Annotated in this window: 18 protein-coding genes; 7 read left to right on the forward strand and 11 right to left on the reverse strand. The window is 67.8% G+C overall.

Translation table 11 applies throughout. The annotated features are described in order from the left end of the window. The first annotated feature begins 1 nt into the window (after position 1). The 3 genes from ARTSIC4J27_RS11770 to ARTSIC4J27_RS11780 are packed head-to-tail and all read left to right on the forward strand — an operon-like array spanning position 2 to position 2,215. Positions 2 to 784: a class F sortase gene (locus ARTSIC4J27_RS11770; RefSeq protein ID WP_083435428.1), complete on the forward strand. Its 783-nt coding sequence runs from the start codon at positions 2 to 4 to the stop codon at positions 782 to 784. Then, the gene (locus tag ARTSIC4J27_RS11775; RefSeq protein ID WP_083435429.1) at positions 781 to 1,461 is read left to right on the forward strand and encodes an RNA polymerase sigma factor; all 681 of its coding nucleotides are present in this window, start codon (positions 781 to 783) and stop codon (positions 1,459 to 1,461) included. The genes ARTSIC4J27_RS11770 and ARTSIC4J27_RS11775 overlap by 4 nt, the downstream gene beginning before the upstream one ends. Beyond that, a complete protein-coding gene (locus ARTSIC4J27_RS11780) occupies positions 1,448 to 2,215 on the forward strand; it encodes an anti-sigma factor (protein WP_050055380.1) in 768 nt (255 codons plus the stop codon). Before ARTSIC4J27_RS11775 ends, ARTSIC4J27_RS11780 begins: the two co-directional genes overlap by 14 nt. 39 nt (positions 2,216 to 2,254) lie before the next feature. Here ARTSIC4J27_RS11780 and ARTSIC4J27_RS11785 read toward each other — a convergent pair whose 3' ends face one another. The 3 genes from ARTSIC4J27_RS11785 to ARTSIC4J27_RS11795 all read right to left on the reverse strand — a co-directional run bounded on the left by ARTSIC4J27_RS11785 (position 2,255) and on the right by ARTSIC4J27_RS11795 (position 6,304). Continuing rightward, entirely contained in the window at positions 2,255 to 4,420 is a 2,166-nt protein-coding gene (locus ARTSIC4J27_RS11785; RefSeq protein ID WP_050055381.1) for an elongation factor G-like protein EF-G2, read from the reverse strand. Positions 4,421 to 4,467: 47 nt separating this feature from the next. Continuing rightward, positions 4,468 to 4,893, reverse strand: coding sequence for a ChaB family protein (locus tag ARTSIC4J27_RS11790; protein ID WP_050055599.1), 426 nt, complete (start codon positions 4,891 to 4,893; stop codon positions 4,468 to 4,470). Between the two features lie 466 nt (positions 4,894 to 5,359). Next, positions 5,360 to 6,304 carry a 5'-3' exonuclease gene (locus ARTSIC4J27_RS11795; protein ID WP_050055382.1) on the reverse strand — a complete coding sequence of 315 codons (945 nt, stop codon included), beginning with the start codon at positions 6,302 to 6,304 and terminating at the stop codon, positions 5,360 to 5,362. 162 nt (positions 6,305 to 6,466) lie between these two features. Here ARTSIC4J27_RS11795 and ARTSIC4J27_RS11800 point away from each other — a divergent pair, with 162 nt between their 5' ends. Then, complete coding sequence (locus ARTSIC4J27_RS11800; RefSeq protein ID WP_050055600.1) at positions 6,467 to 7,753, forward strand: MFS transporter; 1,287 nt, start codon at positions 6,467 to 6,469, stop codon at positions 7,751 to 7,753. Between the two features lie 55 nt (positions 7,754 to 7,808). Next, complete coding sequence (gene map, locus ARTSIC4J27_RS11805; protein ID WP_050055383.1) at positions 7,809 to 8,591, forward strand: type I methionyl aminopeptidase; 783 nt, start codon at positions 7,809 to 7,811, stop codon at positions 8,589 to 8,591. A 17-nt stretch (positions 8,592 to 8,608) separates the two neighbouring features. Here map and ARTSIC4J27_RS11810 read toward each other — a convergent pair whose 3' ends face one another. Both ARTSIC4J27_RS11810 and ARTSIC4J27_RS11815 read right to left on the reverse strand, forming a co-directional pair. After that, positions 8,609 to 10,624, reverse strand: a complete 2,016-nt coding sequence (locus ARTSIC4J27_RS11810) for a vWA domain-containing protein (RefSeq protein ID WP_050055384.1) — start codon at positions 10,622 to 10,624, stop codon at positions 8,609 to 8,611. A gap of 54 nt (positions 10,625 to 10,678) precedes the next feature. Beyond that, positions 10,679 to 12,067, reverse strand: a complete 1,389-nt coding sequence (locus tag ARTSIC4J27_RS11815; RefSeq protein ID WP_050055385.1) for a sigma 54-interacting transcriptional regulator — start codon at positions 12,065 to 12,067, stop codon at positions 10,679 to 10,681. Between the two features lie 91 nt (positions 12,068 to 12,158). Here ARTSIC4J27_RS11815 and ARTSIC4J27_RS11820 point away from each other — a divergent pair, with 91 nt between their 5' ends. Then, on the forward strand, positions 12,159 to 12,791 hold the full coding sequence (locus tag ARTSIC4J27_RS11820) for an MSMEG_4193 family putative phosphomutase (RefSeq protein WP_050055386.1): 633 nt from the start codon (positions 12,159 to 12,161) through the stop codon (positions 12,789 to 12,791). A gap of 230 nt (positions 12,792 to 13,021) precedes the next feature. On the opposite strand, the gene ARTSIC4J27_RS11825 is transcribed toward ARTSIC4J27_RS11820, so the two are convergent. Further along, positions 13,022 to 13,699: a cyclodeaminase/cyclohydrolase family protein gene (locus ARTSIC4J27_RS11825; protein WP_050055601.1), complete on the reverse strand. Its 678-nt coding sequence runs from the start codon at positions 13,697 to 13,699 to the stop codon at positions 13,022 to 13,024. A gap of 129 nt (positions 13,700 to 13,828) precedes the next feature. Between ARTSIC4J27_RS11825 and ARTSIC4J27_RS11830 the strand changes: the two genes are divergently transcribed. Next, complete coding sequence (locus ARTSIC4J27_RS11830) at positions 13,829 to 14,080, forward strand: hypothetical protein (protein WP_050055387.1); 252 nt, start codon at positions 13,829 to 13,831, stop codon at positions 14,078 to 14,080. A gap of 11 nt (positions 14,081 to 14,091) precedes the next feature. Here ARTSIC4J27_RS11830 and ARTSIC4J27_RS11835 read toward each other — a convergent pair whose 3' ends face one another. The 5 genes from ARTSIC4J27_RS11835 to ARTSIC4J27_RS11855 all read right to left on the reverse strand — a co-directional run bounded on the left by ARTSIC4J27_RS11835 (position 14,092) and on the right by ARTSIC4J27_RS11855 (position 23,014). Next, positions 14,092 to 14,979 carry an AraC family transcriptional regulator gene (locus ARTSIC4J27_RS11835; RefSeq protein ID WP_235436649.1) on the reverse strand — a complete coding sequence of 296 codons (888 nt, stop codon included), beginning with the start codon at positions 14,977 to 14,979 and terminating at the stop codon, positions 14,092 to 14,094. 30 nt (positions 14,980 to 15,009) lie between these two features. Further along, positions 15,010 to 17,346: a beta-galactosidase gene (locus ARTSIC4J27_RS11840; RefSeq protein ID WP_050055388.1), complete on the reverse strand. Its 2,337-nt coding sequence runs from the start codon at positions 17,344 to 17,346 to the stop codon at positions 15,010 to 15,012. 9 nt (positions 17,347 to 17,355) lie between these two features. Next, positions 17,356 to 18,675: a cellulase-like family protein gene (locus ARTSIC4J27_RS11845; protein ID WP_050055389.1), complete on the reverse strand. Its 1,320-nt coding sequence runs from the start codon at positions 18,673 to 18,675 to the stop codon at positions 17,356 to 17,358. Next, positions 18,672 to 21,968: a DUF5107 domain-containing protein gene (locus ARTSIC4J27_RS11850; protein WP_050055390.1), complete on the reverse strand. Its 3,297-nt coding sequence runs from the start codon at positions 21,966 to 21,968 to the stop codon at positions 18,672 to 18,674. The genes ARTSIC4J27_RS11845 and ARTSIC4J27_RS11850 overlap by 4 nt, the downstream gene beginning before the upstream one ends. A gap of 335 nt (positions 21,969 to 22,303) precedes the next feature. Beyond that, complete coding sequence (locus ARTSIC4J27_RS11855) at positions 22,304 to 23,014, reverse strand: DUF4397 domain-containing protein (RefSeq protein ID WP_050055391.1); 711 nt, start codon at positions 23,012 to 23,014, stop codon at positions 22,304 to 22,306. Between the last annotated feature and the right edge of the window lie 5 nt (positions 23,015 to 23,019).

Raw genomic sequence — 23,019 nt, forward strand, 5'->3', positions numbered from 1 at the left:
CATGGAAAGCACGACGGCGGCGCCCCGGTTCCGAAGGTCTACTGACCTTCCGGCCCCGGTGTCCACAGCGCGGGTGGCCACGGCGGAGACTGCCGCAACAAGCCGTTCCATCCGCGCCCGGGCGGGTGCCGCCGTCGTCCTTGCCGCAGCCCTCCTCACTGGATGCGGCACATCAGCACCAACCGTGCCGGAAGCTGTCCCGTCCGGGACCGCCTCCCCCGCGGTCCAGGCCGGTGAATCCGCTACCGCGCCGGCTCCTGTTCCCGTAACGTCACTCCCGCCCGCCGCTGTACCGGAGGTTCCCGTCCGCCAGGCCACTGCCGTCCCCGCTGCTCCGCGGGACCCGGCACCCCGTTTCCTGACAGTGGAAGGCACCAGCATCAGCATGGAGATCGTGGACGTGGGCACCTCCCCGGACGGGGCGATGGAGATTCCGGAAGCCTTCAACCAGGCAGGATGGTACCGGTATGGGCCGGCTCCGGGCGCAGTGGCCGGGGCAGCCGTGATCGCCGCCCACGTGGACACGGCGTCGGACCGGGCACCGTTTTCGCAGTTAAGGGGCCTGCCGGCCGGAACCCTCGTCACCGTCGAGCGCCACGGCGCCCCTGCGCTGAACTACCGGGTGCGTTCCGTTGAGCTGATGGCCAAGGACAGGTTCGACGGCGGTTCCCTTTTCCGCCGAGACGGGCCGCACCAACTCAGGCTGGTGACGTGCGGCGGCCGGTGGCTGGACGAGAAACAGGACTACAGTGACAATGTCATTGTCACTGCGGAACTTGAATGAGCCGCGAGTCAGCCCTGACACTCATTGCCGAGGAAGGGAAGGAGGCCGGTTTGGCATCTTCTGCCCAGCCGTCTTCCGGCGACGAGCAGCACCATGGCGGACAAGCGCAGCCCTCCGCCGGCGGCACCTGGAACCCGCAACTCGACCACTCGTTTTCCGCCGGGGATGAAAAGGCCCTGGCTGAGGCCTACCGCCAGTTTTCGCCGCTCGTGTACACCCTGGCCCTCCGGGCGCTGCGGAACCGCAGCGCCGCGGATGACGTGACGCAGGAAGTCTTTATCCGGGTATGGAAATCCCGGACCATGTTCGATCCGCGGAAGGCCGCGCTGCCGGCCTGGATTGTAGGTATCACCCGGAACGCCATCTCCGATGCGCTCGCCGCCTCTGCCCGGGAATCCCGCAAGGTGCTGGCCGCAGTGGAACTGCAGCCAGAGGCGGAGGACGCAGCGGCATCCGCGTCCGCCGAAATCCTGGCGGACCGGCTGATCCTGGACGGCGAGCTGGCCCGGCTGGGCGAACCCCAGGGCTCCATCATGCGCCTGGCTTTTTACGATGACCTGACCCACGACCAGATTTCACGCGAACTCAACCTTCCCCTTGGTACGGTCAAGAGTCATATCCGCCGCAGCCTTAGCCACCTGAGACACCGATTGGAGGTGGACCATGCAGCACCTTGACCCTGAAGCCCTGAGCCTGTTCGCCCTAAACGAGCCAATGGACGCCCGGAGCGCTGACCACCTCCGCTCCTGCCCCGAGTGCAGCACTGAGGTTGCGGCGCTGCGGCGCGCCGTGAACGCGGTGCGGACCGTCCCGGACTCCGGCGGACTGGAAGCCCCGGGTGCGAATGTCTGGGAAGGGATCCACCGGCAGCTTGGGCTCACAGACGCGGTGGCGGCTGATCCGCTGGGTCCCGCCCGCGGCCGGGGGGCCACCACGGGGGAAACCGGACCGGAAGAACAGCGTCACGCAGGACAGCAAACAGGAAAACCCCGCAGCAATGTGGCCTGGCTGCGCCGGCCGGCGACGTGGCTGGCGGCCGCCGCTGCAGCCGTCCTGATCACCACCGGGGTTGTGCTGGCAGTCAACCGGACGGCCGTTCCGGTGACCCTCGCCTCGGCCCAGCTTGAACCGCTGGACCGCTACACTGCCACCGGTTCGGCCACGGTGACTGAGGCCAGCGACGGCTCGCGGACCATCGAAGTACAGCTCAACAAAACCGAAGCCAGCGGTTACCAGGAAGTCTGGCTGATCGCTCCGGACCTGTCCCGGCTGGTCAGCCTGGGGATCATGAACTCACCGTCCGGCCGCTTCGAGGTGCCGGCCGGCCTGGACCTGTCCGGCTACCCCATCGTTGACGTGTCCGATGAACCGCTCGACGGCAATCCGGCACACTCCAGCGTCAGCATTGTCCGGGGCACACTCAGCTCCTGACACCCGGCCAGCGCTCCCGGCACTGCGTGAGGGGATCGGTCAGCGGCCTGCAGCGGCCAGGTTCCCCGGCACGGGATCGTGCCGGAGGTAATGGCGGCTGAACGTGCCCGTGCCGGCTGTGAGGGCGCGCAGCTCCACCGCATATTTAAGGAGTTCCTGGTCCGGGACCTCCGCCGTGATCTCGGTCCGGTCCCCACCGGAGGAGGAGGTCCCGGTGAGCCGGCCCCGGCGCCCGGAAAGATCGCTCATCACCGTTCCCACATGCTCGTCCGGAACGCTGAGCACCACCGATGAGACGGGCTCGAGCAGCTGGATGCTCCCTGCGGCGGCTGCCTCCCGCAACGCCAGGGCGCCTGCCGCCTGAAATGCTGCATCGGAGGAATCAACACTGTGCGCCTTGCCGCCCACCAGCGTCACGCGCAGGTCCACCACGGGGAAGCCGGAGGCAACGCCTCGCTGCATCTGGGCGCGGACCCCCTTTTCCACCGATGAGATAAACGTTCCCGGGATGACTCCGCCCACTGTTTTGTCGACAAATTCGAACCCTGCTCCCCTGGCCAGCGGTTCCACTTCGATGTCGCACACCGCGTACTGGCCGTGGCCGCCGGACTGTTTGACGTGCCGCCCGTGCCCGGCGGCCGGCGTGGCGAAGGTTTCCCGCAGCGGCGTCACCACATCCACCGTGTGCAGCTTCACGCCCTGGTCGCGGAGCCTGTCCAGCACTACTTCGGCGTGCGCCTCCCCCATGCACCAGAGGATCAATTGGTGGGTTTCGGCGTTCCGTTCCACCCTCAGCGTCGGGTCCCCGGCGGCCACCTTCCCCAGGCTGCGGGCGAGGGCGTCCTCATCACTGTGGGAGTCGGCTTCGATAGCCACAGGCATCAGCGGCTCCGGCATCTCCCAGGTGGCCAGCAGCAGCGGCTGGTCCTTCGCTGAGATCGTGTCCCCGGTCTCGGCGGTGCCCAGTTTTGCCACGGCAGCGATGTCACCGGCGACACAAAAAGGGACGGGCCGGAGGGTCGCACCCAGCGGCGAGTAGAGGTGCGTGAGCCGTTCGTCCGTGTCGTGGTCCTGGTGTCCGCGGTCCGCCAGCCCGTGCCCGCTGACATGGATGGGGGTGTCCCCGGTCAGGGTTCCGGAGAAGACCCGCACCAGGCAGACCCGCCCCAGGAAGGCGTCCACCGTGGTGCGGACAACCTCCGCGGCGAGCGGCCCGCCAGGGTCGCAGGCAAGGGGACGGAGCGGGGATCCGGACAGGTCGGTGGCCCGCGGCAGGCTGCGCTCGGGCGGAGACGGGAATGCCTTGGTCAGGAGCTCCAGCAGTTCGGCCGTTCCCAGCCCGGTCAGCGCTGAGGAAGGCACCGCCGGGAAGAAGGATCCGCGCGCGACGGCGGTTTCCAGGTCCGAGATGAGGACGCCGGCATCGATGTCCTCGCCGCCGAGGTAGCGGTCCATCAACGTCTCGTCTTCGCTTTCGGCAATGATTCCCTCGATCAGCTCGGCCCGGGAAGGCTCCGCTGCCGCGAGTTCCCCCGGTTCCGCCGCACGGGCGGCCCGGCCGGAACCCTCTGCCGGGTACTCGACGACAGTTCCCGACAGCAGGCCCAGCAGGCCGCCGGCATTCCCGCCGGCCCGGACCGGCACATACAACGGAAGTACCGTCTCGCCGAACGCATCACGGCAGGCGGCCAGGACGCCGTCGTAATCAGCCCGCGGATGGTCCAGCTTGGTGATGACCACGGCGCGGGGCATGCCCAGGTACTGGCATTCGTGCCAGATCGCGGTGGTGCCCGCATCCACTCCGTCCACGGCGGAGACGGTGAAGAGGACGGCGTCCGCGGCGCGCAGCCCCGCGCGCAGTTCGCCGATGAAGTCCGGATAGCCGGGCGTATCGAGGAGGTTGATCTTCATGCCCCCCACCGGGAGCGGCACCACTGACAACGCCACTGACCGCTGCTGGTGGATGGCGGCGGGATCGGAATCGCTCACGGTGGTTCCGTCAACCACCGAGCCCTTCCGCGTGATCATCCCGTTGGCTTCCAGCAGCGCCTCGATGAGGGTGGTTTTACCGGCACCCGAACGGCCCACCAGTGCCACGTTCCGGACCAGGGCAGGGTCCCTGGGCGTGATGCCGGCGGAGCCATTGCCCTGGCGTCCTTCCGGCCCGCCCCGTCCTGCAGCGTCCTTGGTGCTTTTGACCGACATCGGAACCTCCTGGCGTCTTTGCCTGGTTGTTGTACTGGCCGCTGCTTCTACTTGCCGCGGGCCTTGCGGGTTGCGGCGTCGTTCGCCTTCTGCAGCGCTTTGACGAGTTCTTCCTTATCCATGGAGGAGCGGCCGCTGATGTCCAGCTCCCTGGCCCGCTCCAGCAGGTGTTTCTTGGAGGCGTTGGCATCCACGCCGCCGGCGGTGGGCTCATCCGCGCCCAGGCCCTTTTCCGCCCGCTCGTCCGATGGGCCGCGCTTTTCCTTGGGCTCCCAGTGGTCTCCCACCTTTTCGTAGCTGTGCTTCAGGGAAGCGTAGGCGGCGCGCGCGGCGCGGCTTTCGTCGTTGTCGTAGGACTCCATTGCGGAGTCGTAGGTTTTGGCGAAGGTGTCCTGCGCCTTCTGGTCCGAGCGTTGCAAGGTTGAGGGAAGCTCGTCCTTGCGGGCGTGATCGTTCTTTCCCGTCTTCGGCATGGCACTCACCGCACTTTCGTCAGCAGCACTGATCATGGCAGAACATACCCAGCTTAGCCACGCCCGGCTTGGCTTGTCTGCTGCCGGCCATGTGCACTCTTCCCGAAGCCTTGATCCGGCCCGGCATCAGTTCGGTTCCGGCCATTGGTCCGGATCGTAGCCGTAAAGGCGGGGAGGACGGGGTGCCTCCTCCGGGTCTGCTGCTTCCTCCGGCCCGGGCTTTTCCTGCTGCACGTCCTCGGCATCGGCCGGTCCACGTCTCTTCCGGCCTTCGGTTTTTGCCGGTGCCGCGCTGCGGGCTGTCAGCCATGACCCACTCCAATCCCCCGATGAAGAGGTCCGGCTTCTTGAACCAATGAAGCCCACCCTAGCCGCAGGGATGCCCGCCAAAGATGTCACTTTTGCTCAAGAAATGGGCAGTTTCCGCGCACTCCGGCCAGGCATCCTAAAGCCGGGCCGGTGATCTTCAGGCAGGACCGGTCCGGTCCAGTGCGTCGAGGAGGCGCCGGACCGAGCCGCCCAGGTTCCAGTCCACGGCCAGGCGTTCCAGCCCGGCGCGGGGCTCCCCTGCGACCGGGTGCAGCCGGGCCCCGGCCTCCTCCAGGGACGGCAGCTCGAGGTCCCGGACAAGGCGGACGACGGCGGGCGCCGCCTTGAGGTACTCCGCGGCGGCTTCCAGCTTCGCGCGGACCGGTGACGAGAGCCCGCTGTCCGCATCCGCTGCTGCCTCGAGCAGGTTTTCCAGGGTGCCGTACTTCAGCAGCAGTGACGCCGCCGTTTTTTCACCGATCCCCGCCACACCCGGCAGCCCGTCGGAGGCGTCGCCGCGGAGGGTGGCATAGTCCGCATACTGCTGTGGCAGCACGCGGTACTTTCCCACCACCACTTCTTCGGTCATCACATCCAGGTTCCGCATGCCGCGCGCCGTGTAGATGACCCGCACCTGGCGGGAGTCATCGCAGACCTGGAAGAGATCGCGGTCCCCCGTCACCACGTCCACCGGAATGCCGGCATGGCTGGCGTAGGTGCCCACAACGTCGTCGGCCTCGTGCTCGGCCGCACCGACGATCGCAATACCGGCCAGGCCCAGTACCGTCCGGATCATGGGCAGCTGCGCTTCGAGGGCATCCGGCACCACCTCCACGTCCGGAGCGCCGGTGTTCGCCTCTGCCACCCGGTGGGCCTTGTAGGTGGGGAGCAGGTCCACCCGCCATTGCGGCCGCCAGTCGTCATCCCAGCAGGCGATGAGGTGGGTGGCCCCGTAGTCGGTGGTGAGCCGTGCGATCATGTCCAGCAGGCCCCGGACCGCATTGACGGGTGTCCCGTCCTCGCGGCGGATGGAATCGGGCAGGCCGTAGAAGGCGCGGAAGTACAGCGAGGCGGTGTCGAGCAACATCAGGCGGTCAGGCATACCCTGATCCTGACATGGAACAGGGCGTGCCAGGGCAGCACGCGCAGCCCGCCACGCCGCCGACCCGTCAGGGGTGCCCGGTAGCCGGCTCTGGCACAGCGGGCTGATCGGGGCGAGAATGGCCTCGTGTTCCCCGCCCTGCGAAGTGCGGACAGCGAACCCATGAACGCTGCCGCCCGAAGGATCCAGCGCATCTACCTGACGCTGACGCTGGGCAATACCCTTGCGGCTTCCTTCATCTGGGGCGTGAACACGCTGTTCCTGCTGGACGCCGGCCTCAGCAACTTCGAAGCCTTCGCCGCGAACGCGTTCTTTACGGTGGGCATGGTGATTTTCGAAATTCCCACCGGCGTGGTGGCCGACGGCTGGGGCCGCCGGGTGTCGTTCCTCCTGGGCACCGTGACCCTGGCCGGCTCCACTTTCCTCTACTACCTTTTGTGGCAGTTCTCGGCGCCGTTCCCGCTCTGGGCGGTCGTATCGGTGCTGCTGGGCCTGGGTTTCACGTTCTTCTCGGGTGCTGTTGAAGCGTGGCTCGTGGATGCTCTGCGCTATTCAGGCTATGAAGGCGGACTGGAGGCAGTGTTCGGTCGGGCGCAGATGGTCGCCGGGGTGGCCATGCTTGCCGGTTCCGTGGCCGGCGGCGTAATCGCCCAGGCCACTGACCTCGGTGTGCCGTTCCTGGTGCGGGTGGGTGTGCTGCTGGCGATGTTTATTGTGGCCTTCAGCCTGATGCACGACGTCGGATTCACCCCCGAGCGCTCCAGGCACCCGCTCCAGGCGACCCGCACCGTCCTGACCGCGTCGATCGACAACGGCCTGAAAATCCCGCCCGTGCGGTACGTGATGCTCGCCGCCCCGTTCAGCGCCGGCGTCGGAATTTACGTCTTCTATGCCCTGCAGCCCTACCTGCTGGAACTCTTCGGCGACCCCCGCGCCTACTCGATCGCGGGCCTCGCGGCAGCCATTGTCGCCGGCGCCGAGGTGGTGGGCGGCTGGCTCGCGCCATACGCCCGGCGGCTGTTCCACAAACGCACCTCTGTGCTGATCGTCAGCGGCAGTATCAGCGCTGCACTCTTGCTGGTGCTCGGCTTTACCCGGGTGTTCTGGGTGGCCCTGGTTCTGCTGACCCTCTGGGCGGTGATTGACTCCGCCGCCACCCCGGTGCGGCAGGCCTATATCAACGACATGATCCCGTCCAAGCAACGGGCCACCGTGCTCAGCTTCGACTCGCTCATGGGATCCAGCGGCGGCGTGGTGGTGCAGCCGGTTCTGGGCAGGAGCGCGGACCTGTTCGGTTATCCGGGGTCACTGGCGCTGGCCGGCGTTTTCCAAAGCCTGGCGGTTCCGTTCCTGCTGGCCAGCCGTCGGCAGGGTGCTCCTGCCGATCGGTCCACTACGCCCTCCGCCGACGCCCCGGACCCGGGGCCCGCCGAAGGGTCCCGCGCCTGAAGCTGCCGGCCCCGTGCTGGGTATAGTTGTTGGTCTCCCCGAGGAAGGCGCCCGCATGATCGAGATCCTGAGTCCCACCGAAATCACCCGGGCAAGGGAAACAGGAGCCCTCGTCGCCGATATTCTTCAGGCCCTGAAGGGGCGTGCGGCCGTGGGAACCAACCTCCTGGACATCAACCGGTGGGCCGGGGAGATGATCATCGAAGCCGGCGCCACGTCCTGCTACATCGACTATGAGCCGTCCTTCGGGCGCGGGCCGTTCGGGCACTACATCTGCACCGCCGTCAACGACGCCGTGCTGCACGGGCTGCCCCACGACTACACATTGGCCGACGGCGATCTGCTCACCCTTGATCTCGCCGTCATCAAAGGCGGCGTGGCGGCGGACTCCGCCATCAGTTTCCTTGTGGGCGATGCAAAGCCGCTGGAAAGCATCACCATGATTGATGCGACCGAACGCGCGCTCTACGCGGGAATTGCTGTTGCCGGGCCGGGAGCGCGGATCGGCGACATCTCCCATGCCATCGGTTCCGTCCTCAGCGAAGCCGGCTACCCCATCAATACGCAGTTCGGCGGCCACGGCATCGGATCAACCATGCACCAGGACCCGCACGTCCCCAACACCGGGCGGCAGGGCCGCGGGTACACGCTGCGTCCGGGCCTGCTGCTGGCGCTGGAGCCCTGGGTTATGGCGGACACCGCCGAACTCGTCACCGATCCTGACGGGTGGACCCTCCGCAGCGCCACAGGGTGCCTGACGGCGCACAGCGAGCACACCATCGCCATCACCGACGACGGTGCCGAGATCCTTACCCTCCCCACCAAGGCCGTGCAGTAAGGCGTGCAGTAAGACAATCAGCGGTCCCAGGACGTCCAGTCGGCGTCGTCGAACGCCTGCCCGCGGAAATGGGCGCGCAAGTACTCCCCCACCACCGCAGCTCCCAGACCGCCGACGTCGGGCGCCACAACCCTGGCGCCCACCCGCCGGGCCATGCGCTGCACGAACCGCTCCAGGCTGGGATCATTCCCCAGGCGGAAGAACGTGGTCTGGGTGCCGCCGCGCCCCAGGCGGTCGAGCTCGGCCACCGTGACCCGGATGGTTTCCGGGTCCGAGGGCCAGCAGAACCACGGCTCGCCGTCCGAAAGCAGGTGGGCAGTTGGCTCACCGTCGGTCACCAGCAGGAGGACGTGCTGCATTGACGGATGCCGGCGGAAGAAGCGCCCGGCCAGCAGCAGGCCGTGGTGCAGGTTGGTGCCCTGCTCCCGCCGCGACGGCAGGGCGGTCAGCTCGCCGATGTCCATGGACCGGGCGTAGCGGCCGAACGTGATCAGTTCCAGCCGGTCGCCGCGGAAGCGGGTGGAAATCAGGTGGTGCAGGGCCAGGGCGGTGCGCTTCATCGGGACCCAGCGCCCCTCGGCGGCCATCGAGAAGGAGACGTCCACAAGCAGTACGACGGCGGCCTGGGTACGTGCCTCGGTCTCGCTGACTTCGATATCGGCAGCGGTAAGGCGGAGTCCCCGGGCAGGGTTGCCGCCGTCGGCCGCCGTGCGGTGGATCGCGTTGGTCATGGTGCGGGTGACGTCCCAGGGTTCGGCGTCCCCGAACTCCCAGGGGCGGCTGGAACCGGTCTGCTCGCCGGCGGCGCCGGCGACGCGCGTGTCCCGCCGCCCCTGCCGGCCGGACAGCTGCTTCGCGGTATCCCGCAACAGGGACCTGCCGAGCTGCCGCATGGCCTGGGGGGAGAGCCGCAGGTCGCCGTCGCTACCCTTGCGCAGGTAGCCGCCGTCCTGCATGGCCCGTTCGATTTCGGCGAGGGTGCGGGCGGTGACGGCGGCGTTCTGGCCGAGCTGGCGGGCCAGGGCATCGAGGTCCAGGTCGTCCAGATTGGACCCGTTGTAGGACTGGGACAGCTGGTCGGCGAGTCCGTCCAGTTCGGCGATGTCCTGCAGCACGCCGGTTCCGTCGCCCAGTCCCAGGCCTTCCTGGCCCTCGAACCGCTCCGAGCCGGACCAGTCTTCGCCCGGCCGCAGGGCGCGCAGGCTGTCATCGAGCTGGTCCAGCTGCGCCATCAGTTCGGGCGAGCCGAACGCCTGGGCGGAGAGCCGCATCAGCTCCTCGCGCTGCTCGGGCGACATCGACTGCAGCAGGCGCTGGGCCGCCGCGGCGCGCTTGGCGAGGGCGTCAATGAGCTCCTCGACGGACTGGGGATTCTCCGGGAAGAAGTCCCCGTGCTTTGCCATGAAATCCTGGAAGTCCTGGTCCGTGTCCTCGCCGCGCCGGTGTTTGTCCAGCAGCCCGTTGAGGTCCCGCAGCATCCCGGCCACGGCTGCTTTGTCCTCCTCCGTGGCGTTTTCGAGCGCCTGCTTCATGCCGGCGAACCGCTGGTCCAGGACTTCGCGGCCCAGCAGGTCCTTGATCCGTTCGTAGGCCTCCCGGGCTGTACCCGACTGCCAGTCATAGGAGGCCAGTTCGTTGACCGCAGCTGCCGTGGACTGCGGCAGGTTCTTCAGCTGCATCTCCCGGAAGGCGCGGTCGGTGTTGTCCATCATCGCGTCTCTGGCAAGCTGCTTGCGTTCCTCCAGCACTGCGGTGTCAAGCAGCTTCTGGACTTCGTTGAGGGTTCCGTCCAGCCGGTGCCGGCCCAGCAGTTCGCTGCGGCGCTGCTGGACCCGCCGGGCGAGGTCATCCAGGCCTTCCCGGTTCCGGCCGCCCCGGCGCAGGAACTCCTGCAGCGCATGCCGGGGCGAGTAGCCGGCCATCACGTCCTCGGCGACGGCGTCCAGTGCCTCGGCGAGGTCAACCGGCGGCGCGAGAGGATCGGGCCCGCCCGTGTATCTGCCATACCTGGCCGAGTGGTTGTGGCTGGCCATGACGCCTCCTGTTCCGGCCGCCCGCTCCTGGCTGTAACTCTTCCAGCGCCGCGGCTAGCCGTAGATGGTTTCCTCGTCGTCGGACTCCTTGGAGATCCGGCGGGCGAGGTACAAGCCCTCCAGGGCAAGTTCGATGGCCGCAGCGCGCTGACCCTGGTTGGTGGCGCCCAGCCGCCCGCTGATCTCGTCGTAGAGCCCCGACCCGTTGAGGCCAGGCAGGTTCTCCAGGAACTCCTGCGCCGTGATGTGTTCGCCGGTGGTCACCGTCCGGTGGCCGTCGAGTGCAGCAACGAGCGGACCCATGTCGATTCCTTGGTAGTGGGCGCGCACAGCTTCCGCGGTGGCCGTCCGCAGGAGGTGGTCGAGGACCGCCTGTTCCCTGCCCTCCTCGCCGGACTCGAATTCGATCTTGCCGGTGAGGACGTCCACAGCGGTGCCGAGGTCCACGATCCGTGCCACGGCTTCGCCTTCGCCGCGCACGCTGGCCCGGCGCAGTGCAGCCGCCGCCACCGTTTCGGCGCCGGCGATCGCGAACCGGGCAGAAACACCCGAGGTCTGGTTGATCGCCGGGGACTGCCGGAGCGCCCTGGTGTAGCGGGCCAGGATTTCGAGGATGACCGGCGGCACGTCCGCCACCAGCTGTCCCTCCTGCCGGATCACCGAAACCTCGTCCTCCAGTTCGATGGGGTAATGAGTCCGGATCTCGGCGCCGAAACGGTCCTTCAGCGGCGTGATGATCCGGCCGCGGTTGGTGTAGTCCTCGGGGTTGGCGGAGGCGACGACGAGCACGTCCAGCGGCAGCCGCAGCACGTAGCCGCGGATCTGGATGTCCCGCTCCTCCATCACGTTGAGCATCGACACCTGGATCCGCTCGGCGAGGTCCGGCAGTTCGTTGATGGCGATGATGCCCCGGTTGGAGCGCGGGACCAGTCCGTAGTGGATGGTCTCAGGATCGCCCAGGCGCCGGCCTTCGGCGACGCGCATCGGGTCGACGTCTCCGATGAGGTCGGCCACCGAGGTGTCAGGGGTGGCAAGCTTCTCCACATACCGCTCGGACCGGTGCCGCCACGCCACCCGCATGCGGTCCCCCTCAGTCAGGGCACGGGCCCGGGACTGCTCAGTAATCGGCTCGTACGGGTGCTCGTTCAGCTCGGAGTCCTCGATCACTGGAGACCATTCGTCCAGCAGTCCGGCCAGCGTGCGCAGCAGCCGCGTCTTGCCCTGCCCGCGCTCGCCGAGCAGGACCACATCATGGCCGGCGATCAGGGCGCGCTCCAGCTGGGGCAGGACGGTGCGGCTGAAGCCGTACAGCCCCGGCCACGGATCACGGCCTTCGGCGAGCGCAGCCAGCAGGTTGTCGCGGATTTCGTGGCGCAAATCTTTCTGGACATGCCCGGCTGCACGCAATTCACCAACAGTGAAGATTTCGGGTCGATCAGTCACCACTCCACGGTAGCCCTACCCCTGCCGGGAATCGAGGAAATTCCGGGAATCGATCCACGCGGTCCCGCCGTCCAACCTAAGCTGATTGGTGATGACTGCCCAGAGCACTCTGCTTCTCCTCATCCGCCATGGGGAGACGCCGACCACCGGGAAGGTGCTGCCCGGCCGGGCGCCGGGACTGCACCTGTCCGAGCATGGCCGGACCCAGGCCGAACGGATATCCGAACGCCTCACAGGCTTGCCCGTTGGCGCCATCTACTCCTCGCCCCTTGAACGGACCAGCGAGACTGCGGCCCCCTCGGCTGAACGCACTGGCTTGCGGTTGAACCACAACGACGGCCTGATCGAATGCGACTTCGGCGACTGGACGGGCGCGGCCCTCGCCGAACTCGCGGTCCTGCCCCAATGGCAGGAAGTGCAGCACAGCCCGTCGACCTTCCGCTTTCCTAACGGGGAGAGCTTCATGCAGATGCAGGCGCGGATGGTGGGCGCACTCGAGGTGCTGCGCGCAGCACACCCGGGCGCCGTCGTCGTATGTTTCTCCCACGCCGACCCCATCAAGGCGGCTATGGCGCATGCCATGGGCACGCACCTCGACCTGTTCCAAAGGATCATGATCAGCCCGGGATCGGTGTCCGCCATTGGGTATGTGCAGGGCTGGCCGCCCGCGGTGCTGATGGTGAATTCGACGTCGGAACCATTGAGCGGGTTGAGGGCGCCGTGATAACTCCCGATACCGGCCCTGCTGGAGGAGATTGCGCCGCTTGCTGAGGAAGTTCCTCCCAATGTGGCGGAGCTGCTGGACCCTGGGGAAGTCCGTGCGCTGCGGCGCCGCGTTCAGCGTGTATTGAACAACGGCGTCCTGCCCGCGGACCCCACGGGCATGCGCTACCCGTGGCCGCTCGTTCAGGAGGCATCATCGGCTCAGCGCTAACCCAGCGTGCCGCAGGCCCGCTACACAGCGTCCCGAACAGCATCAGTGTCAGTGGGCGCGGCGCGGTGGTCCACGCTGGCGGTCAGTTCGTCGATGCGTTCCACTGCCGAGTTGAGCTGCTGGACCGCCGCCCAGAGGACGGGCTGCCCGTCGCGGATCTGTTCGAGGGTGGCGCCGGCGGATCGAAGGGTTGCGAGGTCGAAACTGACGTTGGTGCGCGCCCCTGTCACCGCTGCCCGCAGGGCGCCGAACGCGACGACGACATCGGCAATGAGCGCCGGGTTCCCGTTGGCAGCAAGCCAGCCCAGGTCTTCAATGGCCTCGGCGGCGCGTTCGCCCAGCACGGCCGATGCTTTGGCGGCGTTCACCGATGCCCGATGGATGGCCTCGTCGCGTTCCGGGCCTGGTTCGAGGCGGAAGGCGGCGCCGAAGGCTTCGGAGGCGGCAGCATCGTCGTCGGCAAGCCGCAGGGCGGTCCGGCGCAGCGTGCGGGCCCGTGCGTGGACATCCGCCAGTTCCTTCCGCTCCCCGTCGCCGGGTTGCGTGTAGCCGGCCACCATGGATGCCAGCGACGCGGCGATGGCGAGCATCACCCCTGTCCCGGCCCCTCCTCCCGGCGAGCCCTTCGACTCCGCCAGGGCCTGGGTCCATGCTTCAACCGTCGAATCCTGGGTAGTCACCGCTTCAGAATCAGCCATGGCTCCCATTGTGCCTGCTTCCCCGGCGGATCTTGAGCAAATTTTGGGCGTACACATGCCGTTTCCTGATGATGATGCAGCAGGATCAAGCCAGGTTGGATATGCGCTGGATGAGAACAAGGGGACGGCATGGCACAGGACGCTCCACCGCCGGGGATTTCCGGCGACGACGAGCCCCACCAGGCCGCGCCTCCGATGGGAACCATGGTCATCCGCACCTGGACCGAACCCGACCATAGCCCGGGCTTCCGGGCACGGATGACCTACAGCCATTCCCCCACGGCAGAACCGAAAACCATGTACACCGTGGACCCTGATGAGGTCCTGGACGCAGTGCGGCGCTGGCTCCTCCCGCACACCGGGACCCCGCACCAGGCGTAGCGCGGCACCCTTCAGCCCTTCCGTTCCGCCCTGTACGCCCGCGGACTGACGCCATGCAGCCGCCGGAACTGCCGGGAGAAGTAGAACTGGTCAGCGAGGCCCACCTCGCGCCCCACCTCAGCCACTGTCAGGTCGGTGGTGTCCAGCAGGAGCCGCGCCCGCGCCATCTTCAGCGCTGTGTGATGGGCCAGCACTCCCCCGCCCGTCGCCTCCCGGAACAGTTTGCTCAGCTGCGACGACGATACCCCCACCAGGGATGCCAGGTCAGGCAGCCGGATGGACCCGTCCACCCGGTCCTCCAGGAAGTTCATCGCCCGCTGCAGCGCAGTGCCCTGGGCGGGGACACGGTGGTCCACCGCCAGGGTGGCCAGCAGCCTCCACGCCATCCCGGCCGTGGCCACCAGGCGGGCCGGCGACTGGTCCTGTTCCAAGGCGGTGATGATCTCATCCAGCATGGCCGTCAGCCGGTCCACGGCCACCAGTGGAATGATCGGCCGGTCCGGACGGACGCCTGATTCTTCGACCAGTTCGGCGGCATCCGAGCCTCGGACGTGGCACCACCAGATGGTCCAGGGGTCCTCCCTCGACGCACCGTACGCGTGCGCCTCCCCTGTGCCACCGGGAAGGACGACGGCGGTGCCCTTGCCGACGTCGAACCGGGAACCGCGGGTTTCCACCCACCCGGACCCCGCGACGCAGAGGATCACGATGGTTTCCTGTGCGCCCTGGGGGCGGTGCCGGCCGTGCGCTTCCGCGACCGGAAAGACCCCGGCGTCCGTCACCACCAGCCGCCGGGTGACCGGGCGGGCCAGCGCTTCCCGGACCAGGGGGCGGGGAACCACCACCAGCCGCTGGTCCTGGAATCCCGTTGCCCGCTCCACGTCCGCCCCCTTAGCCACCAAACGTCCATGCTAGCCGCTCAGGTTCAGTCAGGCCGGAGCCTCCCGCCAGGCAGTCCAGTGGATCAGCTCCACGGTGTCCAGGGCGGCCAGGTCGCCGTCAGCATCATTCCGCCTTTGTTGGGCCGCCTGCGGCACACCTGCTTTGGCTTCCCTGGGGAGCGGCAGGATTTGCAGCAGGATCTCCGCGCCGGGGCGGATGCCGGCGTCGTGCGTTTCGATCACCCAGGAGGAACCGTCCCAGAAACGGTCGGCCACCACGGTTCCGTCAACGAGCAGCCGGGCGACGTCACCTGCCCAGGTGATCTCCAGCTCCGTATGCCCCTCCCCGGCAGGGAAGGCCGCCACCGGCTCAAGCCTGTAGACCTCTGCAAATTCGTCCATGTCCCTGTCCGTGGGGGCTGCCGCCCTGCCGGACAGTGACCCGAAGGAAACCGGGACGGGCGGGGCGGCCCGGATGCGTTCGGCGGCCAGGGTCCGCCGCGCTGGTTCCGGGCCTTGCCCGGCCACCCGGACCTCCTCGAACTGGCCGGACTCTGTGGAGTACCGCCGGATGGCAGGTGATCCCGGCGATCTCCCGGCCAGGCGTCCGTCCGCCCCCACCCAGAGCGGGTCAGCGGACAGGACCAGCTCTCGTCCACGCCGGGTGTCCAGCACCCATGCCTGGTCCGCCAGGTCTGCCGGCAGGATCAGGATGTTCAGTGCACCTTCGGAGGTCCGCGCCGTCAGGGCGGTGGGCGTGGTGGGGTCGGCGGCGTAAGCGCCGCCGCCCAGGGCAACAGCCGGTCCTTCAAGGACTGTTCCCTGGGCGAAGCAGAGCTGCGGTTCGATTCCCGCTTCGGCTGCCAGGACCAGTGTTGGTGCGGCCTCCGGACCCAGGAGGGTCAATGGGGATGCAGTGGCCCAGCGCAGCCGGACTCCGGCAAGGTCGAGGTTAACGGGCCAGGCCGCGATCGTGCCGGCGGGAATGGCGACAGGCTGCCCGGGAAAAGTGATCCTTTCCTCCCCCAGCGACAGGCTGAACTGGGCGCCGGCGTAAAGCGGCAGGGGCACATGGGGCTGGTGCCAGGTGATGAACACGAAGCCTGACTCGCCATCCGAACGCAGCGCCCAGCGAAGCGTCTGCGAATCCTCCACCCCGACGGGCACCTGGTCCGGCAGTGTGGACGGCATCGGGGCGAGCCGGTCGCCGAACGCCGCGAGGAACGCGTGCTGCCTGCGCAGCAGTGCGAAGCTTGGAGCCAACCTGCCGGCGGCGCCGATTGGGGCATGGAAGTCGTAATCGAAGACGGGAAGATCGTTGGGGTAGCCGGTGGCCTGGGATTCCTGCAGCCTGACGGACGGGTTGGTCCCGCCGGTGAACATGTAATAGCCCTGCCAGCCCGAGCCGCTGCCGATTTTGTTGTTGGCCACGGCAGCCACGTCCTTGCCCGCGGGCCACGGCCGGCGCTGGTAGGCGGTGGCCATGCCCCCGGTCAGTTCGCAGGTGGCGGGCGGGTAGAGGGCCGACGGCGACCGGGGCGGCTCTGCCTCACTGCCAGCGAAATGCTCTCGGAGGTCGGCGCCGATGCCAGGGTCGTCCCACTGGTGGCTGAAGAAGTAGTGCTGCCGGAAGGTGGGGTCCCAGGGCGCGTCGGCGTCCACCCAGAAACCGTCGCCGTAGCCGCCAAAGACCGGCAGGACCTCCTCCTCGGGGATGTCCGCCCCGCCCCAGGCGGTGGCGGTCCAGATAGGGGCGCTTAGACCTGCTGCCCGGGCAAGGTTCTTCAGCCTGGTGATGTGTCCGGGCTGGTCATAGAGTTCGTTCTCCAGCTGGATGCCGATGACGTTGCTCGCCGGCCCGGTCAGCCCCGCAAGCTCCGTGCCGAGGCGGTTGAACCAGCGCTCCACCATGGCCAGGTAGGCAGGATCATTCGTGCGGTGCCCGACGGCGGCCGTTTGGACCCAGTCCGGGAAACCGCCGTTGCGCACCTCGCCGTGGCACCAGGGCCCGATCCGCAGCACAACGTCCAGCTCCAGGGCGGCGCACAGCCGGACGAAGGCGGCAACGTCCAGGTTGCCGTCGAAGCGCGCCTCGCCCTCGACCTGTTCGTGGTGGATCCAGAAAACGTAACAGGCCACCACAGTGATGCCGCCGGCCTTCATCAGCCGCAGCCGGTCTTCCCAGCGGGACCGGGGAAGCCGGCTGAAGTGGATTTCGCCCGATACCGGCACGGTGGGGCGGCCATCCACTTCGATGTAATGGCTGGTCACCCGCCACCTGGTGTGCTGGTCCAGGGTGTTGCTCATGGGCGGCAGGTGCAGGGCACGTTCGTGGGGCCGGTGGGTGGCGGTCAGGAGTTCGAGGGTGGTTTGTTCAGGAGGCATGGGACTCTTTCAGCTCACGGGGGCGGTCAGGATGACGTTGTTCATGCGACGCTGCCACCCGTCGTCGGCCCACAGGGGATGGTGCGGGGCAGCGTTTGAGCTCAGGACCATGCCCCAGATTCCGTGCTGCAGTGCCGTGCGGATGCCGCGTTCGGCCAGGTCCTTGCCGATGGGGCCTTCCTCGAAGGTTCCCTGGAGCGGGGTGTAGCCGATCCAGCCTTCGCCCACCACGGCCGGCACGTTCTTCCAGCGGGCCCAGGCTGCGATGGCGATGACCCGCGACTCGATTTCCCGCCGCATCGCCTCGCGGTAGGGCCTGTACTCGTTGTAGAGCCAGGTGTCCCACGCCTCCGGATCAATCCAGTCGTACCCATAGAACATCTGGTCGGTCACCACAGTGGCGCGGTACTTCCAGTCGGCCAGGCGCCCGTACTCTTCAATCGACGGCGCATCGGGGCGCAGCAGCGCACGCAGGGCCGGGTTGGGAAAGCCGGAGGTGCCCTCGGACCGGATATCGATCTGCTGCTGCAGCGCATCAAGCACCCCGTAGCTGTAGACATGGAATTGCGCCCCGCCAAGGCCGTCAGGGACGGTGTGCATGGCCAGGTGCGGCGGTTTGCCGTAGCTGGCGGTGACGAGGAGGTCCGGATGCAGTGACCGCAGCCGGTGCAGCTCCTCACTGCCGCCGTCGGCCAGCGCGGGCAGGATGGAAAAGTCCACCTCGTTATGCAGTTCCACCATGGCGATGCGGTCCCGGTGCCCGGCCGCGGTGAGCGTTTTGATGAGCCTGTCCCAGGCATCCGTCAGAACCCGGTATCTGTCAGCGAAAGGAACGGAATCGATAGCCTCGAACCACTCGGGGGACCGGGCGAACACTGTGGACTGCTGGTACTCCCAGCTGGCCAGGATCACAAAGAGTCCGTGCCGGGCTGCGGCCTCGAAAAGCTCCAGGAGCCGCTCCCGCAGGTTGAGGCCATAACCGCCCGGCGCGTCGTACCAGCGTGTGCCCCTGCCGTAAATGCCGCCATCCGGAGCCTGGCCCAGGCCCTCGATCTCAAGGTCAGCGGCCACGGAGTCCAGCCCCAGGCCGCCGAAAAGCAGCAGCGGGGCGGCACAGATCCGGAGTGTGTTGTAGCCGAGCTCCGCCGCCTCCGCGCAGGCGGCGTCCAGGTCCGCGTATGGGCCGCCGTCCTCGGCCCGCGTGTACCAGGAGAAGTCCCAGAGGGTGATGGTCAGGCGTGCCGGAAGGTGCGACGGCGGCGGCCCGGTCAGGCCGCCCGGGTCGCGTTCGAGTGTTCCGGAGCCCAGGTACCGCGGTGCGTCGGTCACAGGTTCGCCCCTTCTTTCTCGTGTGTCCGTCCCAGGGCGGCGAGCTCCCGGAGTGATTTCGCCAGGTCGAGCCGGGATGGTGCAGTGCCGGTGTCGAACAACAGCAGTTCGGGCAGGGACGTCGCGAAATAGTCGGGAACCGCGGGGGCGGCCGCCAGTTCATCAGCCCGGGCTTCAAGGCACCGCCAGGCCGCCTTCGCTTCCGTCTTTCGGCCCAGCCGGATGAGGGCGATGCCCCGCCAGTAGTCTGCAGGGCCGGCAGGCCTGGGGTCCACGGCCAACAGGCTGTTTTCCCGGCACGCCTCATTCCAGGCTGCCGCCGCCGCCTCGGTATCCCCGGCCAGTTCGAGGGCGTCGCCCAGTGCCACCAGCCGTTCGGCCATGCTGTCCGCCGGGTGCCGTCCCTCGCCCAGGTTCGCCGGGGCCTCGATACCGGCGCGCAGCAAGGTGATGGCCGCCGTCGGTTCCTGCTCCATCAGCGTCCTGGCCTGCTGGACCGCCGCCCGGTCGTAGGCCGCGAGCGCCTTGCCTTCACCGCCCTCGAAGGGCTGGAAGCTGCGGGTGGACATGATCTCCAGGGCTTCTTCTGCCCGCCCTGCATCCAGGAGGAGGTTGACGTAGAGGAGCACCAGGTCGTCGCGGTTCAGGACCGAACGGGAGTGCCGTTCGATGGCGGCGATCCGCTCGTTGGCCGGCACGCCGCGGAGGCCGGCCAGCACCGACCGTTCGAAGACCAGCCGTGCATCATCCGGGCTCAGTTCCAGTGCATGCTCCAGGTACTGGTCGGCGGCCTCGGGATCACCGCCGCTATTGACCGTGGCAATGGCGGCGTTCCGCCACACCACGGGATCCGTTGAGCCGAACAGCATGGACTTTTCCAGGTGGGCCAGGGCTTCTTCGGTGCGTCCGGCATCCAGCAGCCAGCAGCCCAGGAGCCCGTGTGCCACCTTGTCCCCGGGGTGGGCCTCGAGGGCCCGGTGCAGCGCGTCGTATTCGTCCAGCCCATAGGGGAAGGCGTAGGCCAGATCGCTGCTCCTTGCCGCCCTGCGCTCCACCGACGCCGCGTCCGGATCCAGCAGTTCCTCGAACCAGCCGGCACGGAGGTAGTGGCGCAAGGGTTCCGGGTTGCCAAAGGCTTTGTTGGCAGCCCCTGGCAGCCCCTGTCCGGTAAGGTCCAGCGCACGCCGCCACTCCCCTGCACGTGCCAGCCAGCAGGCCACGGCCAGAGGGGTCTTCGGGTCCGCCGTTGCCAGGGAGCCGTCCAGTGCCAGTGCCACGGGGTCCAGCGGATCCGACACGAGGATGTCCTGCAGCAACCGGGCGCTTTCGTCCAGGTGTCCGGAGCCGGCCATGGCAAGGAACAACAAGTGCTTTGCCTCCGGGCTGGCCGGGTCCAGGCGCAGCGCGGTGCCGGCGTGCCGGCGTGCCTCAGCGGGCTGTCCCTGCCCCAGGGCCAGGCGGGCCAGCGCCAAATGCGCCGGATGGGCCCAGGCCTTGTCCCAGGCCGCCTTCCCGAACCGCTCCCGGGCCTCATCCAACTGGCCGATGCGCTCAAGGACGAGGCCCAGGCGGTAGCCGGCCTCCCCGCTCGGCGGATTCAGGTTGCGGCGGGTCAGCCGCGCCAGCGCGTTCTCCAGCAGCTTCCTGGCCTGCCCGTAGTGTCCGGTTCGGTACTTCGCTGCCGCCAGCGCCATCGACGCGCGGGAATCCTGCGGGTCCCGGCGGAGCATCTCCTCCAGGTAAGGCAACGGCGAGCGCGTGGGGTGCCGGTTCTGCGCCAAGTGGGTTGCCGTCACAAAGAGCTCGTCCTGGTTTTCCATGTCCGACGGCGGCACGGGTTCAGTTGCTGCCCAGGGCTCCGCGGGGGCGTCCGCTGGCGGGCGCGGGGTCCAGGTGATCAGTTCCCGGTCCCCGTCCATGACCTGCAGGGTGAGGCCGGTTTCCGTTGCGCCCGCGGGCAGCTCCACGGTCCCGGTGAAAGGGTGGGCCGGTGACAGACGGCCAGTCCATTCCCGTATGGTTGCCTCCCGGTGTTTGAGCACCATGGTGGCGGTCTCCCGGCTGGCCGTGCTCGAGAGACCCACCGTGACCTTGCGGCCCGTCTTGTCCAGCTGCAGTGACACGGCAACATCGAGGTTCGCCTGGTGCGCCGGCCCGATCTGTCGAATGGGGTACCAGAACTCACTGAAGCTGCGGGTCTCCCCCGGTGCCAGGTAGCTGAAGTCAGGCTGGTTGTCCGTAAAGACCCCGGACATCAGCTCCACGTAAGGGCCGTCGTCGTCCGTTAAGTGCTGATCCCACGCCTTGCCCACTGAACCGTTTCCCCAGGTCCACTGCTTTTTGCCCGGGGAGATGCTGCGGTCGGCCCAGTGGACGAAGCCGGCACCGGCGTCGTGGTCGTAGCCGCCGAAGAAGCTGTCCTTCGTGTCCGTGATCATGTACGAGGTGGGGACCGGGATGTTGGCATAGAAATCGATCCGGTCCGCGTCCACCTGGCCGTCCTGCCCGGCCAGGGCCGGGTAGTCCACGCCGTAGTAGGGCCGGTCGGCGCGCGGGAAGGCGGTGACCGCCCGCCGGGCATGGTCCGCGACGTACCGGACATCGGTGGGAAAGAACGACCGGTAGTTCCCGTGCACCCGGGCCGCGGCGTTCGCCCACCACAGGAAGGTCTGGGGTTCATCAGTGCAGTTGTACAGCCTGGCCTCAACCTCCACCAGGGAACTGCCCGGACGAAGGCGCACCCCGTGCGTCCCCCGCATGCGCTGCAAGGGATCGAGGTCGCTGTGCCACACAGTCACCAGGCCGTCGTCGCTGCGCTCCACCGAGGTTTCCACCGGGAGGAACGTTCCCGGGCGGTGGTGCTGCGGCCAGTTGAACTCCACCCCGCCCGAAATCCAGGGCCCTGCCAGCCCCACCAGGCCGGGCTTGATCACGTTGTTCCGGTAAAAAAAGTCGTAGCCGGCGGTCTTGTCGAAGCCGATATGGATCCGGCCGCCGATCTCCGGCAGCAGCATCAGGCGCACATATTCGTTTTCCAGGTGGATGGCCGGCCAAAGTCGGGGTTCCTTCGACGCCGCGATGCTGTCGATAAAGGGCAGGGGGTACACCTTGCCGCTGGAGCCCTGGTACACGCGCCGGTCCAGGAACAGGGGGTAACGGTCCGGGTTCCCCGCAGCGTAGGTATCGATAACCACCGGCTCGGACCAGCAGGCAACACCGCCCGTTTCCAGGACCGCCTCCTGGTCCGGGGGTGCGTCGGGCAAAACTATCCGGCTTTTGTTCTGATGCTTCACGGATCAAAGCCTATGGAGTTGTTGTGGCCGTTCCCATGGCAGATCCGCGCCAGTATATGGACGATTGTGTACGGCTAGGCGTCAGCGACGTCGGTCGGCACCTTGCCCACAACGCCGTCTTCCACGGCGGCATGGGCCGCGGCAGTATCGGCCAGTCCAAAACGGTGCAGCGTTCAGCGGTGCACCAGGTTTGGCACCACGGCGTGACTTCCGATGGCTTTCATGGTCACCTAACCTACGCAGAAACACGGCAGCGGGGCCACCGTCAGGCGGCCCCGCTGCCGTGTTTGTGTTGGCGTGCCTCGACCCGGCGCGCGCGTTCCCCAGGGCCGGGGTCAGTGGTGGCCGCGTCCCTGGTGCTCGGAGTCAACAACCTGGACAGCGGTGGCGAGGGTGCCTTTAGCCAGGCTTCCCCAGGCATACACGATGGTGTTCTTGCCGCCCTCGATGGTGATGTCCGCCGGGCCGATCACGGGGGTGGTGGTGCCGGCCGCCGCAACGGAAGCCGAGATGGTCCCGGCCCTGAGCTTCAGGGTGGCTTCGGCGGGGTTGCTGAGCCCCTCGATCACTGCAGTTCCACCAGCCAAAATGTCGACGGCGGGCGCTGCGGCTACGTGCCGCACCGTCAGTTTCCCCTTCTTGTCGTTGCGCGGAGCCCTGGTGTCATTGGTGAAGAGCGTGGCAGTGGGAGCGCCGTCAGCGCTGAGATGCGCCACCGCCGTATAGTTTCCGCCGCCCTCAAGTTCAACGGACACCGGCCCGATCACCGGATTGGCTGCGCTGGTGGCGTCCGAAGCGGTGATGGCAATGTCGTAGTCTCCGCCCGCGAGTTCCAGCGGACCGGCCAGCTTTCCGGGAGTGAAATCATTGAGGGTGAGGTTGCCGTTAACCCAGACGTCCACGGTCAGCCCGGGCACGCCGTGGAGAACCGAGAGCCTGGCGGGATCATCGCCGTGGTGGTGCCAGCCGCCTGCCTGGGCCGGAGGGGCGAAAGCCAGTGCGGCCGCGAGTGACAGTGCACCGGCGGCGTAGGTTGATGTGCGCATTTCAA

The sequence above is a fragment of the Pseudarthrobacter siccitolerans genome (genome assembly GCF_001046895.1).
Taxonomy (GTDB): domain Bacteria; phylum Actinomycetota; class Actinomycetes; order Actinomycetales; family Micrococcaceae; genus Arthrobacter; species Arthrobacter siccitolerans.